We start from the raw sequence: 2,428 nt of genomic DNA, 5'->3' as shown, positions 1-2,428 counted from the left end.
GCCTCATCAGGGGCGCGGGGAACTGCGCGAGAAGCCCCCACCGGCCCGCACCCGGCGAGCGAGACCCGGCCACCCCTCCCGTAGCCGCCAAAAAGCGACCCGCACCTGACTTCACGGAGACACACATGACCGCCAGCTCCACCATCCGCTGGGAACAGGACGACACCGGCATCGTCACCCTCGTTCTCGACGACCCGAACCAGTCCGCGAACACCATGAACCAGGCGTTCAAGGACTCGATCGCCGCGATCGCCGACCGCGCCGAGGCCGAGCGCGACTCGATCCGGGGCATCATCTACACCTCCGCCAAGAAGACCTTCTTCGCGGGCGGCGACCTCAAGGACATGATGAAGGCGGGCCCCGAGGACGCCCAGGCCGTCTTCGAGACCGGCACCGGCATCAAGAACTCCCTGCGCCGCATCGAGACCCTCGGCAAGCCGGTCGTCGCGGCGATCAACGGCGCGGCCCTGGGCGGCGGCTACGAGATCGCCCTCGCCAGCCACCACCGCGTCGCCCTCGACGCCCCGGGCTCCAAGATCGGCCTGCCCGAGGTCACGCTCGGCCTGCTCCCGGCCGGCGGCGGCGTCACCCGCACGGTCCGCCTCATGGGCATCGCCGACGCCCTCCTCAAGATCCTTCTCCAGGGCACCCAGTACACGCCGAAGCGCGCGCTGGACAACGGCCTGGTCCACGAGGTCGCCGCCACCCGCGAGGAGATGCTCGAGAAGGCCCGCGCCTTCATCGACGCCAACCCCGAGTCGCAGCAGCCCTGGGACAAGCCCGGCTACCGCATCCCGGGCGGCACCCCCGCCAACCCCAAGTTCGCGGCGAACCTCCCGGCCTTCCCGGCCAACCTGAAGAAGCAGCTCAACGGCGCCCCCTACCCGGCCCCGCGCAACATCCTGGCGGCCGCCGTCGAGGGCTCCCAGGTCGACTTCGAGACCGCCCTGACCATCGAGGCCCGCTACTTCACCGAGCTGGTCACCGGCCAGACCGCGAAGAACATGATCCAGGCGTTCTTCTTCGACCTCCAGGCCGTGAACTCGGGCGCCAACCGCCCGCAGGGCATCGAGCCCCGCAAGGTCAACAAGGTCGCCGTCCTCGGCGCCGGCATGATGGGCGCCGGCATCGCCTACTCCTGCGCCCGCGCCGGCATCGAGGTCGTCCTCAAGGACGTCTCCGCCGAGTCCGCCGCCAAGGGCAAGGCCTACTCGGAGAAGCTCTGCGAGAAGGCCGTCGGCCGCGGCCGCACCACGCGGGAGAAGGCCGACGCGCTGCTCGCCCGCATCACCCCCACCGCCGACCCGCAGGACGTCGCGGGCTGCGACGCCGTCATCGAGGCCGTCTTCGAGGACCCGTCGCTCAAGCACAAGGTGTTCCAGGAGATCCAGCACCTCGTCGAGCCCGACGCGCTGCTGTGCTCCAACACCTCGACGCTGCCCATCACCGCCCTCGCCGAGGGCGTCGAGCGCCAGGCCGACTTCATCGGTCTGCACTTCTTCTCGCCCGTCGACAAGATGCCGCTCGTCGAGATCATCAAGGGCGAGCGCACCGGCGACGAGGCGCTGGCCCGCGCCTTCGACCTGGTCCGGCAGATCAACAAGACGCCGATCGTCGTCAACGACTCGCGCGGCTTCTTCACCTCGCGCGTCATCGGCCACTTCATCAACGAGGGCGTCGCCATGGTCGGCGAGGGCATCGAGCCCGCTTCCGTCGAGCAGGCCGCGGGGCAGGCCGGCTACCCGGCGAAGGTGCTCTCCCTCATGGACGAGCTGACCCTCACCCTGCCGCGCAAGATCCGCAACGAGACGAAGGCCGCGATCACCGAGGCCGGCGGCACCTGGGACACCCACCCCGCCGAGGCCGTCATCGACCGCATGGTCGACGAGTTCGGCCGCACCGGCCGCAGCGGCGGCGCCGGCTTCTACGAGTACGGCGAGGACGGCAAGCGCGCCGGACTCTGGCCGGGCCTGCGCGAGCACTTCACCGAGCCGGGCCACACCATCCCGTTCGAGGACATGCAGGAGCGCATGCTCTTCAGCGAGGCCCTCGACACGGTGAAGCTGATCGAGGAGGGCGTCCTCACCTCCGTCGCCGACGCCAACATCGGCTCGATCTTCGGCATCGGCTTCCCGGGCTGGACCGGCGGCGTCCTGCAGTACATCAACGGCTACGAGGGCGGTCTGCCCGGCTTCGTGGCCCGCTCGCGCGAGCTGGCCGAGCGCTACGGCGACCGGTTCCTGCCGCCCGCGCTGCTCGTCGAGAAGGCGGAGAAGGGCGAGACCTTCTCCGACTGACCCGCCGAGCACCCACCGGGATGGGGGGGGGGGCGGGGAGCCGGGGCCCGGGGGTCTGGCACCCCCCGGTGGGGGCACGTGCGGGGGCGGGTCGAGGGGTGCGGGGGGGGGCGGAACGAGCGGGGGGGTGT

The 2,428-nt window shown here is 71.0% G+C and carries 1 protein-coding gene; it reads left to right on the top strand.

The annotated features are described in order from the left end of the window. Positions 1-125 precede the first annotated feature (125 nt). The gene (locus tag ACFW9D_RS37380; protein ID WP_384629849.1) at positions 126-2,297 is read left to right on the top strand and encodes a 3-hydroxyacyl-CoA dehydrogenase NAD-binding domain-containing protein; all 2,172 of its coding nucleotides are present in this window, start codon (positions 126-128) and stop codon (positions 2,295-2,297) included. Positions 2,298-2,428 lie beyond the last annotated feature (131 nt).

The sequence above is a fragment of the Streptomyces sp. NPDC059524 genome (assembly GCF_042749255.1).
GTDB lineage: Bacteria > Actinomycetota > Actinomycetes > Streptomycetales > Streptomycetaceae > Streptomyces > Streptomyces xanthii.
The sequence above is the reverse complement of the archived record's forward strand: the minus strand, read 5'-3'. Positions and strand labels throughout refer to the sequence as shown.

What these genes read in the sequence shown, in the direction of transcription:
- ACFW9D_RS37380 (WP_384629849.1), top strand. Translation starts at nt 126, where the DNA reads ATGACCGCCAGCTCCACCATCCGCTGGGAACAGGACGACACCGGCATC.